The sequence below is a fragment of the Acetobacter sp. genome (assembly GCF_047723915.1).
In the GTDB taxonomy this organism is placed as follows: domain Bacteria; phylum Pseudomonadota; class Alphaproteobacteria; order Acetobacterales; family Acetobacteraceae; genus Acetobacter.
Genome location: NZ_JBDOBQ010000018.1, coordinates 30,604 through 45,232 on the forward strand (window position 1 = coordinate 30,604; position 14,629 = coordinate 45,232).

Below are 14,629 nucleotides of genomic sequence, written 5' to 3' on the forward strand. Positions count from 1 at the left end.
GACCAATGGCCAATAGTTTCGTTCTTACTCCCGGCCAGCTCGACCTGGCCACCCTGCGGCGCTTCGTGTTCGAAACACCGTCCGTGACACTGGACCCCGCGGCCCTGGATATTCTGGCCGAAGCCGCGCGTTCGGTTGACCGGATCGTGGCAGGTGGGGCCGCCGTTTACGGTGTGAACACAGGTTTTGGCAAACTGGCCAAAACCCGTATCCCCGATGACAGGCTGCGCGACCTCCAGCGCAATCTCGTGCTCAGCCATGCGGCGGGTATCGGCAAGCCGCTGTCCGAACGGGTCGTGCGTCTGATCCTGCTGCTCAAGGCCAATGGTCTGGGGCGTGGGTTCTCGGGCGTGCGTCCGCAGATCGTGCAGTTGCTGCTGGACATGCTCGACCGTGGCGTCATTCCCGTCATTCCCGAAAAAGGCTCTGTCGGGGCGTCGGGCGATCTGGCGCCGCTGGCCCATATGTCCGCCGTGCTGATCGGTGAGGGTGAAGCCTTTTTCAAGGGCGAGCGCCTGCCGGGTGCGGACGCCCTGCGTGCCGCCGGTCTCGAACCGGTGGTGCTTGGCCCCAAGGAAGGGCTCGCCCTGCTGAACGGCACGCAGACCTCCACCGCGCTGGCGCTGGTGGCCCTGTTCGATGCCGAACAGCTTTTCCAGGCAGCACTGGTCACGGGTTCGCTCACGCTGGACGCGGCACGCGGCACGGATGCGCCGTTCGACCCGCGCCTGCATACGCTGCGTGGCCAGATCGGGCAGATCGAATGCGCCGCCGTCTATCGCGACCTCATGCAGGGTTCGGGTATCCGCGCCTCTCATCTGGAAGGGGATGAACGCGTGCAGGACCCGTACTGCCTGCGCTGCCAGCCCCAGGTCATGGGCGCAGCGCTGGACAGCCTGCGTCATGTGGCGCGCGTGCTGCTGGTCGAAGCCAACGCAGTGTCCGACAACCCCATTCATTTCCCCGATACGGACGAAATGATCTCGGGCGGTAACTTCCATGCCGAACCTGTCGCCATCGCCGCCGACCTCATGGCGATCGCGGTGTCCGAAATCGGTGCGATTGCCGAACGTCGCCTTGCCCTGCTGGTCGACCCGAGCATGAGCGGCCTGCCGCCCTTCCTGGTCAATGACAGCGGTGTAAACTCCGGCTTCATGATCGCGCAGGTGACGGCGGCGGCTCTCGCGTCCGAGAACAAGACACTGGCCCATCCTGCCAGCGTGGACAGCCTGCCCACCTCCGCCAACCAGGAAGACCACGTGTCCATGGCCACGTTTGCAGCCCGGCGCGTTGGAGATATCAACGACAACGTGCGCACCATTCTGGGCATCGAGTATCTGGCAAGCGTGCAGGGCCTGGACTTCCTGGCTCCGCTCACATCGTCCGACGCACTTGTGCGGGCGGCGGCGGCGCTGCGCGAACAGGTGCCGTTCTTTGCCCAGGACCGGCTGTTCACCACGGATATGGAAGCAGCCAATGCCCTGATCGCATCGGGTGTGCTGACAAAAGCCGTGTCCGGCACACGGGCTCTGCCAACGCTTGAGGCTGTCTGATGGACGATGGCGCGTTTGCCGGACTGTCCGAACAGGCGCGCCATCGGCTGCCGCGACTTTTTGCGGATTATATTGACGGGGGCGCCCATGGTGAACGTACCATGGCGCGCAACCGTGCGGCCTTCGCGCAATGGGGTGTCACGCCCCGTGGCCTGCGCGACGTTTCTGCCATAAACCTGACGACACAGTGCTTTGGCCGGTCATGGTCCCTGCCTGTGTTCGTGGCCCCTGTGGGGTTCGCGGGCATGTTCCATGCCCACGGCGAACAGGGTGCCGCCTATGCCGCCCACAAGCGCGGCGTGGGTATGGGGGTTTCGACCTTCTCCATCGCACCCATGGAAAAAGTAGCCGCCACGGGTGCGGATCTCATGGCGCAGATCTACGTTTTCCGTGACCGCGCACTGACGCGCGACATGCTGGACCGTGCGCGGGCCTGCGGCATGGACGGTATTATCCTGACGATCGACACCGCTATTACCCCCGTGCGCGAACGCGACGTGCGCAACGGGTTCCGGCATCTTGCAAGGCCCACGGCAATGCAGATGGCGGGGCTTCTGCGCCATCCGTCCTGGCTGTACGGCCAGGTGCGGGGTGGCGCCATGCCGAATGTGGGCAACATTGCCGCCTATACGTCATCACGCGGGGTCATGGCCCAGGCGCGTGACGTGGTGGCCCAGATCGACGCGGGCCTGGACTGGGACGACCTGGCCTGGCTGCGCGCGACATGGGACGGCACGCTTGTCGTCAAAGGTATCATGCACCCCGATGACGCGCTCCGTGCCGTCCAGATCGGGGCTGACGGGCTGATCGTCTCCAACCATGGCGGACGGCAGATGGACCCGGCACCGGCAACGCTGGATGTGCTGCCCCTGATCGCCCAGGCCGTTGGCGGGCAGATCGATATCATGCTCGACAGCGGTATCCGCCGTGGGGGCGATGTGGTCGCGGCCCTTGCACTGGGGGCCAGTGCGGTTTCCATCGGGCGGCCATGGGCCTGGGGCCTTGCCGCGCAGGGTGCGCGGGGCGTGGGGCTTGCGCTCGACACGCTGGCCCGTGAAGTGGCGGATGTCATGGCGCTGGCGGGCCTGCCCGACATTGCGGCGGTGCGCAACGTCGGGCGTAATGCGCTGTGGCAGTTCTGAAACGCGCGTAACCGACAAAAATCACGCGTTTTTCAATAATTTTTCATAACCAATGTCTGGCATAACGTGGCGTGTTGCGTCGCGCGCCCGCGCGGAACGGGTGGGCCATTGCCTGCTGGCGCCCGCCGTTGCCAGTCACGTCGTGTTGGAGACGGTGGCTGGCAACGGGCCGGATGTCAGCTGGCTTGCGCTTTGGGTTTTTGTGACTCGCTGATACGGCCGATGATATAGTCCCCGGCGGATACGGGTTCAAAAAACGCCTCTGTACCAGCAGGCAGGTTCAGGTCGCGGGGGTCAACGATCGCATCGTAGTCCGGGTCGTAGAAAGTCGCGATCGACAGGCGTTCCTTGCCGGAACGGTTTGTGACCCGATGCATGTTGGAATGATAGCGGTTGTTCGACCACCGGCACAGAAGATCGCCGATATTGATGACCAGCGTGCCGGGAATGGGCGGGGCGGGAATCCAGTTGCCATCGGCCCCCTGCACGTCCAGCCCGCCAACACCGTCCTGCCAGAGCAGTGTAATGCACCCGTAATCGGTATGGGGGGCAACGCCGAACTGGTCATGTTCGCGTTCAGCGGGGTGGGGCGGATACCAGATGGCCTGCGTCCGCTGGAGCGGACGGTCGTATTTTCCCATGAAAAAATCGGGTGCAATACCAAGTGAGCACGCAACCGCGCGCAGCAGGGCCTGCCCGCATGCTCCTACGGCTTCGAAATAATCCTCCATCGCGGTGCGGAAGGCAGGGCGGCCTGCGGGCCACTGGTTGGGGCCGCGCAGCGGCTGTCCCGCCAGCACGGCCGGATCATCCGGGGGGAGTTCCAGCCCGATCTGGAAAAATTCCTTATAATCGGGGTTATCGGCGCCATACATGATGGTACGGTTGAGCGCGTTGAAGCCGCGTACGGCTTCCTTGGGTTTGCAGGCCAGTTTTTCTTCCATGGGGGCATGGAAGAAGTCGAACGCTTCATGGCGGACACGCTCGATCAGTTCCTCGGGAATGCCGTGATTGCGCACGTAGCAGAAGCCCGAGGTGGTGAACGCGTGGCCGATCTGCGCGCCCGCCGTGGCATAGTCGCCCTGCAATGCAAGGCTCAGATCAATGATGGGGAGATACGCCGTCTCGCTCATGATGTACCTTGTCTCTGAAAAGGGGACCCTGAAAAAGGGGATCAGGATAGGGTGGGAAGAAGCACGCTCACGAGACAGCCCGGGCGGTCTATCTGCGGTGTTGCGTGCAGGGGCTGCGCGCCTGTTGCCCCAATGGCGATCATGCCGGGGGCCAGAAGGGTCTCGTGGCCTTCAAGCCGCCATGCGCCGCCCAGGGGCAGCAGAAACGCCATATGGTCGCGGGCCAGGTCGGTGGGCCGTGTATGGCAGTGCATTGTGGCCCCGAGTGTCGGGACCGCCATCAGGTTGAAGGCCTGCACGGGTGCGGCATGGCATGTGGCAAAAACCGCCTCATCCCCCGAAAAATGCACGATATCGCCAGCATCCTGCAGAATGCGCGGGCCCGTGCTCAGCCCGTTCAGGGTGAGTGTGCCGTCGCATGCCAGCGCAAGGCTGCGCTCAAAACCGGGAAAGAACGAAAACGCGCAGTCCCGTGTGATGGAGGCCAGGCTTATACGCCACAGCGAACCCGCCGCACCGTCCTTGCCAGCCGGACTTGCGGCGATTTCCCGCGTTTTTCCCGCTCCGTTGCGCCATGGCACGAGGGGAAAGCCGTCCAGTTCCGCAAAAATCATGCTCATGCCGGCAGGTCGGCCCGGCTGCTCACGGGCGGGAGCAGCTTGCCGGGGTTGAGAATCCCGTTGGGGTCCAGCGTATGTTTGATGGCGCGCATGACATCCAGCGCCACGCCGTCGTGCTCGTCGGGCATGAACTCCATCTTGGCCAGCCCCACGCCGTGTTCACCGCTGGCGGACCCGCCGAGCGAAAGCGCGCGGGCAATAATCTTGCGGTCCAGTTCATGCGCTCGGGCCAGACCGTCTTCTCCCGGCGGGACCAGCATGACCGTATGGAAGTTGCCATCGCCGATATGACCTACGATGGGGGCGGTAATGCCCGATTCCTCGATATCTTTCTTTGCACCCAGGATCATGTCCGTCAGGGCCGAGATCGGCACGATGGCATCGGTCGAAATACCGGTAAAACCGGGCCGGTAGGCAAGACACGCCCAGAAAACCGCGTGGCGGGCTTTCCACAGTTCGGCGCGTTCCTGCTCGCGGGTGCTCCAGGTAAAGGCCGAACCGCTGTTTTCGGCCACGATTTCCTCGACAATGGCCACCTGTTCGCGCACGGCTTCCGGCCCGCCCGCGAATTCGAAAAACATGGTGGGGACGGGGCGAAAACCCTCAAGTTTTGAAAAGCGGATGCAGGCGTCCATCTGCACGTCATCGAGCAGTTCCATGCGGCCGATGGGCACGCTCATCTGCATGACCTGTACGGCGGTCTGCACGCAGTCGGCCAGCGTGTCGAACTGGCAGACTGCGGCGGCCAGGGTTTCGGGCACGCCATGCAGGCGGAGCTGCACTTCGGTAATAATGCCCAGCGTGCCTTCGGAACCGATCATCAGATGCGTAAGGTCATACCCCATGGCCGACTTGCGCACCCGTCGGCCCACCTGCATGATCCGGCCATCGGCCAGAACAACAGTCAGGCCCAGCACGTTTTCACGAATCGTGCCGTAGCGGACCGCCCCCGTGCCCGATGCGCGGGTCGCGCACATGCCGCCGATCGTGGCTTCACCGCCCGGATCGACGGAAAAGAACAGCCCCTGGTCGCGCAGGTAGGCGTTCAGGGCATGGCGCGTGACACCGGCCTGCACGCGGCAGTCCATATCTCCCGCGTTGACTTCCAGCACCTCGGCCATGCGGGACAGGTCGAGCGAAATACCGCCTTCAACAGCGTTGACCTGCCCTTCGAGCGAGGTGCCGGCCCCGAAGGGGACCACGGGCACCCGCCATGTGTTGCACACCCGCAGAACGTGCGAGACATCCTGCGTGCTTTCCACAAAAACCACGGCATGGGGAAAATGCCGCTCATGGTAGCCTTCGCCATGCGCGTGCAGTTCGCACACGGACGGGTTGCGCGACAGGCGCTCTGCAAAATGCGGGGCCAGTTCGGCAATGGCGGCGTCTATGCGGTTTTCAACGGTCATGGTCTGGGCTGTCATGTCGGGTGTTCGCGTATCTGGTGTTGTCATGTGCGGGGGCGGGGCCTGTGCTGGTTTATGCCTCGACCGTCGCGCGGGCGCCAGTCGCCTGCCCGGCGGACTGCCCGGCAGGCTGCGCGGCCAGGATCGCGGTCAGGGCCGCCAGGAAGCGTGCGGTGTCTTCGGGCAGGCCGATGCTCACACGCGTCCAGTGCGTGTAGCCCCGTTCCTTCCAGGGTTTGACAATAATGCCCTGGTGCAGAAGGGCCTCGGCCAGATCCGCGGAGGACATTGCGGTTTCGAAGAACAGGAAGTTGCCGTAGGACGGCGCGACCTTCAGCCCCAGCCGGTGCAGTTCGGTCCGCAGGCTTTCCCGCGCGTGGTTGGTTTTTTCAATGCTCTGGCGCATTTCGGCCATGCCGTCCAGCGCCCCCAGGGCTGCAAGCTGGGCTGCAATGTTGGTGTTGAACGGATCGCGCACCAGCCCCAGCGTATGGGCGATGGAGTCGTCGGACGTAATGGCGTAGCCGATTCGGAGCCCGGCCAGGCCATAGGCCTTGGAGAACGTGCGCAGCACGATCCAGGGGCGTTCCTGCTCACGCAGGATGGCGCGGGCATCGGGGTAGGCGGGGTCCGTTTCGGCGTATTCGCGGTAGGCTTCATCCACCACGACAAGGCAGTCCGCCGGGCAGGCGGCAATAAGGGCGCGCAGGTCGGCGGCCCCCATCATGCAGCCGACCGGATTGGACGGGTTGGAAAAAATCAGCATTTTGACGGGCTGCGCCAGAGCCGCATGCAGGGCGGGCAGGTCGAATTCGCACTCGGCGGTGACCGGCACCGCCTCCACGACGCCGCCCATCATCTCGGAGGTGAGGATATGCAGCCCGAAGGAGGGCAGCACGGTCACGACCCTGTCGCCCGCGCTGACATAGGCTTCGGGGATCATGTGAATGATCTGCTCGGACCCGTTGCCCAGCACGATGCGGGAGGGGGATTCGCCCATATGCCGGGCCAGTGCGTCCTTGAGCGCCTGGTCGGCTTCGGGGTAGAGTGCCACCTTGTGGCCAAGCCCCGCGAGAGCGTCATGAACAGGTGACGGTGCACCATAGGGGTTTTCGTTGCTGCCCAGCTTGCTGATGGTGGACACACCGTACCGCGCCTGAACGGCCTGGGTGCTGAGCCCGGCATTGTAAGGCGGAAGATGCGCCACTTCCGGCCGGCAGGCGGGGGCGCGGGAACTGGCTGTTGCGGCGGGTTTGGAGGACATGACCGGGTTTCTCCTGTTCAATCTTGTACATACAAGCACATTAGAATTCGTTGGTCGAGCGGAATTAGTTCGCCGCCGCCGTATGCGGGAAAGGGCGTAATATCTCTACTGAATCTCGGAGTTGCGGAGAAAAATATCCCATATCATTTCGAAATGAGATTGACCTATCTTGTACAGACAACATAGAGTCACATCAGTTTCAGCCGCGTGGGATTTCCTGAATCATGACACAGATCGTATCAGCCATTCCCGGACCTGAAGACGTCGAGTCCTTCCAGCGCGATGGCGCCGTTGTCCTGCGCGGCGTCTTTGCCGGCTGGGTCGAAACCCTGCGCGCCGGGGTGGATCGCCTGATGGCCGACCCCAGCCCGCTGGAACGGTCCTACCAGCCCGAAGGCTCGGCCCCGTTTTTTCAGGATCTGTGCAACTGGCAGCGCATTCCCGAATTCCGTGCGTTTGTGGAGCAGTCGGGTGTGGGCGCAGTCGCCGCGGCCCTGCTGCGCGCGCGTGAGGTCCGGTTTTTCCACGACCATGTGCTGGTCAAGGAACCCGGCTCCTCCATTGTCACGCCCTGGCACCAGGACCGGCCCTATTATTGCGCGCGCGGGCCCAAAACCGTCAGCCTCTGGATTCCGCTCGACCCCGTGCCCGCGTCCAACGCGCTGGAATGTGTTGCGGGGTCGCATCAATGGGGCATGGACCACAAGCCCATGCGCTTTGACGGCACCCCCCTTTACGCCGGCGACGACAGCACCCCCATGCCCGATATCGACGCCAACCGCGATGCGTACCGGATCCTGGGCTGGGACATGGCCCCGGGCGATGCCGTCGCCTTCGATTTCGGCACCGTTCACGGCGCTGCGGCAACGCTGGGCGCGGTTAACCGCCGGCGCGTGTTCTCTGCCCGGCTGGTGGGAGAGGGCGCGACCTTTGCCGACCGTAACGGCAAGGGGTCTCCGCCGCTCGCGCACCTGACCCTGCGCGACGGCGACCCGCTGGTGGCTGACGACTTTCCCGTTCTGTATTCCTGTCCGACGTGAGGGCGCGCCACCTTCTGTGCGGGCTTGCGGCTGCGGCGCTGTTCTGGGCGCCAGCCGCGCGCGCGGGCTGCCTGGACGACATCCGCGCGGCCGGCGTCATGCGGGTGGGCAACGGGCTGCTGGGGGCGCATCCCTCCCTCTGGCAGGACAGGAACGGTGTCTATCACGGTATTGACGCGGATGTGCTGAGCGAGCTGACACGGCGCATGGGCCTGCCCCGTTCGGAGTTCATCATTACCGAATGGGCGACCATGGTGCCGGGGCTCAAGGCCGGGCGATGGGACATCATCCTGTCCGACACCAACATCACGCAGGAACGCCGGGTGCTGGGCCATGTGCTGTTCTCGACACCGTATTTCATGCTGTACGACTATATTATCGTCCCGCAGGATTCCCCCATCCATAGCTTGGCCGACATGAAGGGCAAGGTCATCGGTTCGGTTTCAGGCACGAACGATTCCGCCACCGCCCACCGGCTCGTGGAACAGGGTATTGGCGCGTCCGTGGCCGATTACGATACGTTCGGTGATCCGTTCATTGCCCTGCGCAACGGGCAGATCGACGCCATTGTGGTGGACCAGGGCACGCTTCAGGCGCAGCGGGCGCATTTTCAGGGCTTGCGCACCATTGGCGATCCGGTGTTCTACACGCCCAAGCCGCGATGGGCCAGGGCGGAGGCCGCCGCGTCCTACAGGCTGGGGAGCGAAGGAGTTGTGGTGCGCGAGGCCTGTCCGGACCTTCTGGCGGCGATCGATACCGCACTTGAGGGCATGCGCGCGGATGGAACGCTACGCGCGATTCTCAAGCGCTACGATGTGTGGGAACCCCAGCAGGACCACCTGATCAGGGTGCCGGGACAGGATTGAGCACAGCGCATGTATAATTTCTTTTTCCATGAAGTGCCCGAGCACCTGCCCTTTCTGTTGCAGGGCGCGCTCGTCACGATCGAGCTGTCCCTTATTTCCATGCTGCTGGGCACGCTGCTGGGGTTTGTGCTGGCCGTGGGGCGCATGGCCACCAGCCGGCTGGTGCGCTGGCCGCTCGACGCGCTGGTCGAGGTGGTGCGCGACACGCCGCTGATCGTGCAACTACTGCTGATCTATTTCGCCCTGCCCGAAATCGGGATCGTGCTCAATGCGTTCTGGGCGGGCATAGCCGGGCTTACGCTCAACCTCGCGGCCTATCTGTCCGAGGTGTTCCGCGCTGCCATTCTGGCGGTGGATAGCGGGCAGCGGCAGGCGGCGGTGTCGCTGGGCATGTCGCGTGTCGCGGTGTACCGCCGTGTGATCGTGCCGCAGGCGGCCCTGGCGTCGCTGCCGACGCTGGGGGGGTATTTCATCGCCCTGCTCAAGGACTGCTCGCTTGTGTCCTTCATTTCGGTCAACGAACTGCTGCGCCATGCGACAATCGTCATTTCCGACACGTTCGACAGCATGAACACCTATATCATGGTGGCGATCATCTATTTCGTCATGAGTTTCGCCAGCGCACGGGTCATCCGCTATATCGAACTGCGGCTGACCCCCCAGGACCGCCGCCAGACCGTGAGCGTGCCATTGACCATGGACAAGGAGGGCGCGCGATGACCGTACAGCCTGGCGAACGGACGGATGCTTCCGCACCCATTCTGACAATACGCGGCCTGCACAAGGTTTTTCGGGGTAACGCCATTCTCAGGGGGGTGGACCTGTCCCTGCACGAAGGTGAGATCGCCTGCCTGATCGGTTCAAGTGGTGCCGGCAAGTCGACCATTCTGCGCTGTATCAATTTTCTCGAACGCCCCGATGCGGGTGAAATCACGGTGTTCGGCACGCCGCTGTGCTGGCAGGCCGGGGAATGTGTGCAGATCGCCCCCGAGCGCACGGTGCAGGCCGCCCGGGCCCGCATGCCCATGGTGTTCCAGCATTTCAACCTGTTCTCGCACCGCACCGTGATGGAAAACGTCATGGAGGGGCAGGTCGTGGTCCTGCGCCGCAGCAAGGCGGAAGCGCGCGACCGGGCGCGGGACTGCCTTGCCCGTGTGGGCCTGCTGGACCGTGCGGATTTTTACCCCCGCCAGCTTTCGGGCGGGCAGCAGCAGCGTGTGGCCATTGCCCGCGCCCTTGCCATGTCCCCCAGCCTGATCCTGTTCGACGAGCCGACCAGCGCGCTGGACCCCGAACTGGTGCAGGGCGTACAGGGCGTGATCCGCGACCTGTCGGCCGAAGGCATGACCATGCTGATCGTCACCCACGAAATGCGCTTCGTGCGTTCCATTGCGCAAACGATCCATTTCTGCGAAGGCGGGCGGATTGCGGAAAGCGCGCCTGTTAGTGAAATTTTTGGTTCGGACGCGCATGCGCGCATTCGCGCGTTCATGGAGGTTACTCATGGTTGAACCCCGTCTTTTCCATTCCGGAACAGTCCGGTCATGACGGTCCAGACAGGGGTTAGCGAACACGACCCCGATTTCCTTCCCGATTCGGCGGTTGAATTCCAGACCATCTATCCCGTTGCGGAATCCGAACGGCATGGCCGGGCGCGTGACCTGTTCGCCCTGTGGTTCGGCGCGAACATGACCATGCTGACCGTCACCACCGGTGGCGTCATGCGTGGGACGTTCCATCTCTCCCCCCTGACAGCGCTGCTGGCGGCGGTGGTGGGCAACCTGGTTGGCGGGCTTTTCATGGCCCTGCACGCGGCCCAGGGCCCCCATCTTGGCATTCCGCAGATGGTGCAGTCCCGCGCGCAGTTCGGCATGCTGGGTGCGGCCCCCATGACAGCGCTGATCGTGATCATGTTCCTGGGGTTTTCGGCTTCCAACCTCGTGCTGGGCGCGCAGGGGCTCGCCACCATGGACAGCCATGTGGGCGGGGTGCCCGGCATGGTGGTGGTGGCGCTGCTTTCGCTCGTTCCCGCAGTACTCGGCTACCGCGCCATTCATGTCGCGACACGTTTTGCCTCGCTGTTCTGCGGGTCGGCGGTGGCAATCTGCCTTGTCGTGACCCTGCGCCACGTCCCGCTTGACGCCGGGTGGTGGCTGGGCGGCGGGCATGACACCGTGCCGGGTTTTCTGGGCGCCATGTCGCTTGCCGCCCTGTGGCAGATCGCATACGCCCCCTACGTCTCGGATTATTCGCGCTATCTGCCCAGCAGCCGCGCGGGGGAACGCCTGGCTTTTCATGCCACGTACTGGGGCTGCGCGCTGGGGTCGTTCGTGGCCATGCTGGTGGGTATCGTTACCGGCGCCAATGTCACGGCCGTCCTGCATAACGAACTGGGTGGTTTTGCAGCCCCCGTTCTGGCGGTGCTGGCCCTTGGTATCATCATCGCCAATGCCATGAACCTGTATTGCGGCGCGCTGTCCTCCATTACCGTGTTCCAGACCGTGTCGCCGCGCCGCCATTTCGGCCCGTCTTGGCGTATTGGCCTGACCGTCGCGCTGCTGGTCGTGGCCCTGCTCGAGGCCATTGCCATGGCGGGCCGGTTCGATGCCGCCTATACGGGTTTTCTGGAACTGCTTATGGCCATCATGGTGCCGTGGTCGGCGATCAACCTGGTCGACTATTACGTGCTGCGCCATGGCGCGTATGACCTGCCGTCCTTTTTCGCGCGCGATGGCGGGGTTTACGGGCGGTTCAACATGCGGGCACTCCTGTCCTATGCCTTTGGCCTGGTCGCGCAGATTCCCTTTCTCGCGAACGAGCTTTATGAAGGCCCGGTCGCCAGGGCCTTTGGCGGGGCCGATCTGTCGTGGGTGTTCGGCCTTGCGCTGACGGCACTTGTGTACTGGCTGGCGATGCGTCGGAGCAACACAGCAATTTAATTGCATATCCGACATGAATTGTTGTTGACTATACTCGTATAGACAACATAGGTTTTTCCAGAAGCAACAAGGACCGTCGCGGCATTCGCCAGCAGGTATGTCAGACAGGCAGGCAGGGTACAGCATGTCCCGGCGCGTCCTTGATATTGAAACGTGGTGTGTACAGGTGAATAAAATGCGAAGCGTCTCGTTATCGAAACTCTGTCTGTTTTCGACCACGCTCGTCTCTCTGGGCGCGGGTGCCGCATTCGCGCAGGAGGCATCGCCCGCAGTTAAAAAAGCCGCTGTCAAGGCGCATCATGCGGCGCAGCCCGCGTCCCATGCTGCTGCGCCAGCGGCTTCTGCACGCTCGGGCAAGGTTGCGGCAGCGCCCACGACGGCCGCCGCCAAGGAGCCGGCCTATTATCTCAGCTCCACCTCCGAAACGTACGACGTCAAGGCCCATCATATCACGCGCGGCACGCTGGTAACCGTCAGCCAGAAGCTGCTGTCGCAGGCCCCTGCGGGCACAAACCCGCTGAAAACACTGGGCCAGTTGCCCGGCGTCATGTTCCAGTCCGGGGACGGGCAGGGGATCGACATCTGGTCCCAGCAGCTTTTCATGCATGGGTTCCAGCAGTCGGAAATCGGCTTTACGCTTGACGGCATGCCCATGGGCGAGCAGTCCCTGCGTAACTATAACGGCCTGAACTCCATTCTTGCGATTTCGTCCGAGAACGTGGCGCGGATCGACGTTTCGCAGTCCGCCGGTGCGGAATCGGTCGCGGCAACCAACAACCTGGGTGGTTCGCTGGCCTATATCTCGCGCGATCCGTCGCACAAGCTGGGCGGTACGGTCAGCCAGGGCTTTGGCAGCTACGGCAATTATCACACCTTTCTGCGTTTCGAGAGCGGTGACCTGAACAAGACCGGCACGCGTTTTTACACCTCGTACATGCGTCAGGACGGCCAGATCTGGAAGGGCACGGGCGACCAGTTCATCCAGCAGGTCAACGCCAAGCTCGTCCAGCCCCTGGGTGAAGAAAGCTCGATTTCGGCCTTTTTCGACTGGGCTGACCAGCATGAGTTCTCCACGGCCGATGCATCGCCCGAAGTGATCAAGAAAGTCGGTTACAACGTCACGAACTATTATAACGGCAAGCAGAGCGGCCTTCAGGCGGCGATCAATGCTGCCAACAATATCTTCCCCGCCTCCTTCGCCGGTCTGGAAGACCCGCAGGACTCCGCCTATTACGACGCCACGCTCAACAGCGAGGATTATTTCGGCGGCGTAAAAGCGCATCTCAAGCTCAATGACCATGTGACCTGGGACACCACGGCTTATGGGCACGGCGAAACCAACCAGTCCACCTGGACCACGCCGTATTTCCCGTCCCCCAACGGGTCTCCGCTGTCCGAACTGCGCAAGGCGCCGGGTATCCGTCGCTTCGGGGTTCTGTCACAGGCGCATTACACCACGCATAACAACGATCTGGGCGGCGGTGTCTGGTACGAAAACAACAGCTACCAGTCTCCCCAATATGATTTCGAGATGCCCAATATCGTGAACGGGCAGCTTACATCCGCCCTGCCGAACCCGCTGAACTACTGGAAGAACCCCTTCGCCAAGATTTTCAACCAGGATTACAGCACCAACACCTTTACGGCGTTCGTGCAGGACACGTACCACCCCGTCAAAAACCTTGCCCTGCATTTCGGTTTCAAGTCGGTGCTCAGCACCACGCGTGTGGGCAACGGCTATGCCAATCCCGACTATTACGGCGCGGGCACGCAGCTTGCCAGCGGTGTGGGCCTGACCACGTCCAAGCCGTTCCTGCCGCATATCAGCGCGGACTGGAACTTCCTCAAACACCACGAACTGTTCTTCGATATTTCAGAAAACGTTCACACCTACGCGCAGTGCGGCTACAAGACCTGTGCATCGCCCTTCGCGGTCACGCAGTCGGCGTTCGATGCCGGTCGCGCCTCCTTCCGTCCTGAAACGGACTGGACCTATGCTGTCGGGTATCGGTATTCCTCGCCGCGGGTGGGCCTGTCGCTTTACGGGTATCGCACGAACTTCAACAACCGCCTGCAGCAGATCACGTCCGGGTCGGCCGTCAATCCCGTGTCCACGGTGGCCAACGTGGGTGGCGTGACCATGAACGGTGTGGATGCCGGTCTGACCGTGCTGCTGCTGCCGCGCCTGACCTTTACCAACAGCTTCAGCTACAACCACGCGACGTATGACAACAACCTGACAGAAGCGGGCGTGTCCTATCACACCAAGGGCGTGCAGATCATCAACTACCCGCGCTTCATGTATAAGACCCGTCTGTCCTATGCGTATCAGGGGCTGACCGCCTATGCGGATGCCAGCTTCACCAGCCACCGGAATTTCAGCTATGTGGGCGACGTCAAGGTGCCTGCCTACTGGATGTCCGATCTGGGTCTGCAGTACAACTTCAGCCGCATTCCCGCGGTGGAGCGCAACCTGAACCGCGTCAAGGATCTGACCCTGTCCTTCAGCGTCACGAACCTGCAGAACACGCGTTACATCTCGACCATGGGCGAAAACGGCAACCCGGTCAGCATTTCCCAGGGGGCTATGGCTTACCAGTCCTTCCTGGTCGGTGCGCCGCGCATGTTCTTCGGCTCCGTCAGCGCGAATTTCTAAGCGCACGGAT

At 62.9% G+C, this 14,629-nt stretch carries 12 protein-coding genes; 8 read left to right on the forward strand and 4 right to left on the reverse strand.

Features of this window, described 5'->3' with window-relative positions:
* Nucleotides 1-5 precede the first annotated feature (5 nt).
* Together hutH and ABF990_RS10330 are read left to right on the forward strand one after the other, a co-directional pair.
* A complete protein-coding gene (gene hutH / locus ABF990_RS10325) occupies nt 6-1,553 on the forward strand; it encodes a histidine ammonia-lyase (RefSeq protein WP_415491393.1) in 1,548 nt (515 codons plus the stop codon).
* Complete coding sequence (locus ABF990_RS10330) at nt 1,553-2,695, forward strand: alpha-hydroxy acid oxidase (RefSeq protein ID WP_415500420.1); 1,143 nt, start codon at nt 1,553-1,555, stop codon at nt 2,693-2,695. The genes hutH and ABF990_RS10330 overlap by 1 nt, the downstream gene beginning before the upstream one ends.
* Before the next feature lie 176 nt (nt 2,696-2,871).
* On the opposite strand, the gene ABF990_RS10335 is transcribed toward ABF990_RS10330, so the two are convergent.
* From ABF990_RS10335 to ABF990_RS10350, 4 genes are read right to left on the reverse strand one after another with little or no spacing between them, the layout of a single operon-like run.
* Complete coding sequence (locus ABF990_RS10335) at nt 2,872-3,828, reverse strand: isopenicillin N synthase family dioxygenase (RefSeq protein WP_415491391.1); 957 nt, start codon at nt 3,826-3,828, stop codon at nt 2,872-2,874.
* A 41-nt stretch (nt 3,829-3,869) separates the two neighbouring features.
* Nucleotides 3,870-4,448, reverse strand: coding sequence for a HutD family protein (locus ABF990_RS10340; RefSeq protein ID WP_415500419.1), 579 nt, complete (start codon nt 4,446-4,448; stop codon nt 3,870-3,872).
* A complete protein-coding gene (locus tag ABF990_RS10345; RefSeq protein ID WP_415500422.1) occupies nt 4,445-5,872 on the reverse strand; it encodes an FAD-binding oxidoreductase in 1,428 nt (475 codons plus the stop codon). Before ABF990_RS10345 ends, ABF990_RS10340 begins: the two co-directional genes overlap by 4 nt.
* 55 nt (nt 5,873-5,927) lie before the next feature.
* Nucleotides 5,928-7,118, reverse strand: a complete 1,191-nt coding sequence (locus ABF990_RS10350; protein ID WP_415500418.1) for an aminotransferase class I/II-fold pyridoxal phosphate-dependent enzyme — start codon at nt 7,116-7,118, stop codon at nt 5,928-5,930.
* 224 nt (nt 7,119-7,342) lie between these two features.
* On the opposite strand from ABF990_RS10350, the gene ABF990_RS10355 reads away from it, so the two are divergent.
* The 6 genes from ABF990_RS10355 (at nt 7,343) to ABF990_RS10380 (ending at nt 14,619) form a co-directional block, all read left to right on the forward strand.
* A complete protein-coding gene (locus ABF990_RS10355; protein WP_415491388.1) occupies nt 7,343-8,158 on the forward strand; it encodes a phytanoyl-CoA dioxygenase family protein in 816 nt (271 codons plus the stop codon).
* Complete coding sequence (locus ABF990_RS10360) at nt 8,155-9,024, forward strand: substrate-binding periplasmic protein (protein WP_415491386.1); 870 nt, start codon at nt 8,155-8,157, stop codon at nt 9,022-9,024. The genes ABF990_RS10355 and ABF990_RS10360 overlap by 4 nt, the downstream gene beginning before the upstream one ends.
* Before the next feature lie 9 nt (nt 9,025-9,033).
* The gene (locus ABF990_RS10365; RefSeq protein ID WP_415491385.1) at nt 9,034-9,744 is read left to right on the forward strand and encodes an amino acid ABC transporter permease; all 711 of its coding nucleotides are present in this window, start codon (nt 9,034-9,036) and stop codon (nt 9,742-9,744) included.
* Entirely contained in the window at nt 9,741-10,535 is a 795-nt protein-coding gene (locus ABF990_RS10370) for an amino acid ABC transporter ATP-binding protein (protein WP_415491384.1), read from the forward strand. Before ABF990_RS10365 ends, ABF990_RS10370 begins: the two co-directional genes overlap by 4 nt.
* 33 nt (nt 10,536-10,568) lie before the next feature.
* Entirely contained in the window at nt 10,569-11,963 is a 1,395-nt protein-coding gene (locus ABF990_RS10375; RefSeq protein ID WP_415491383.1) for a purine-cytosine permease family protein, read from the forward strand.
* A gap of 175 nt (nt 11,964-12,138) precedes the next feature.
* On the forward strand, nt 12,139-14,619 hold the full coding sequence (locus tag ABF990_RS10380) for a TonB-dependent receptor (RefSeq protein WP_415491382.1): 2,481 nt from the start codon (nt 12,139-12,141) through the stop codon (nt 14,617-14,619).
* Nucleotides 14,620-14,629: the final 10 nt, after the last annotated feature.

Excerpts from the sequence above, each read along its gene's own strand:
- hutH (WP_415491393.1), top strand. The coding sequence starts at position 6 with ATGGCCAATAGTTTCGTTCTTACTCCCGGCCAGCTCGACCTGGCCACC.
- ABF990_RS10330 (WP_415500420.1), top strand. The coding sequence starts at position 1,553 with ATGGACGATGGCGCGTTTGCCGGACTGTCCGAACAGGCGCGCCATCGG.
- ABF990_RS10335 (WP_415491391.1), bottom strand. The coding sequence starts at position 3,828 with ATGAGCGAGACGGCGTATCTCCCCATCATTGATCTGAGCCTTGCATTG.
- ABF990_RS10340 (WP_415500419.1), bottom strand. The coding sequence starts at position 4,448 with ATGAGCATGATTTTTGCGGAACTGGACGGCTTTCCCCTCGTGCCATGG.
- ABF990_RS10345 (WP_415500422.1), bottom strand. The coding sequence starts at position 5,872 with ATGACAGCCCAGACCATGACCGTTGAAAACCGCATAGACGCCGCCATT.
- ABF990_RS10350 (WP_415500418.1), bottom strand. The coding sequence starts at position 7,118 with ATGTCCTCCAAACCCGCCGCAACAGCCAGTTCCCGCGCCCCCGCCTGC.
- ABF990_RS10355 (WP_415491388.1), top strand. The coding sequence starts at position 7,343 with ATGACACAGATCGTATCAGCCATTCCCGGACCTGAAGACGTCGAGTCC.
- ABF990_RS10365 (WP_415491385.1), top strand. The coding sequence starts at position 9,034 with ATGTATAATTTCTTTTTCCATGAAGTGCCCGAGCACCTGCCCTTTCTG.
- ABF990_RS10370 (WP_415491384.1), top strand. The coding sequence starts at position 9,741 with ATGACCGTACAGCCTGGCGAACGGACGGATGCTTCCGCACCCATTCTG.
- ABF990_RS10375 (WP_415491383.1), top strand. The coding sequence starts at position 10,569 with ATGACGGTCCAGACAGGGGTTAGCGAACACGACCCCGATTTCCTTCCC.
- ABF990_RS10380 (WP_415491382.1), top strand. The coding sequence starts at position 12,139 with ATGCGAAGCGTCTCGTTATCGAAACTCTGTCTGTTTTCGACCACGCTC.